This is a genomic window from Candidatus Protochlamydia sp. R18 (assembly GCF_000648255.1).
Lineage (GTDB): Bacteria > Chlamydiota > Chlamydiia > Chlamydiales > Parachlamydiaceae > Protochlamydia > Protochlamydia amoebophila.
In genome coordinates, this window is record NZ_BASL01000117.1 from 1 (window position 1) to 321 (window position 321).

1 pseudogene is annotated in these 321 nt (G+C 32.4%); it reads left to right on the forward strand.

Going from position 1 to position 321, the window contains the following annotated elements:
- Window positions 1–321: pseudogene (locus TY19_RS00050) on the forward strand (hypothetical protein); the annotation flags it as partial.

A 321-nucleotide genomic window follows, 5' to 3' on the forward strand; every position in this document is an offset into this window, starting at 1 on the left:
TTAGCTGTACAAAATCCATCAACTGCCATGCAACAAATGAATAATTTCTTGCAAGACTCTAGCCTTACTTTAGAAGATAGGTTTGAGATTATGAATAATGTATTTATTAGCTGTATGCAAATTTTTGGAAGAGTCGAAGGAAAATTAAACCAACAAATTACTCGTCTCACGAACGAAGTGAGACACCTCCAAGATAATAACGAAAACTTGCAACATCAACTTGAAGCTATAAAAGCTGAACAATACAAAGAAAAGTTAATAAAAGATTATCAAAATTCGGCTGGAATTATTAACAAAATTGTATTGGCAACGGGTCTTACT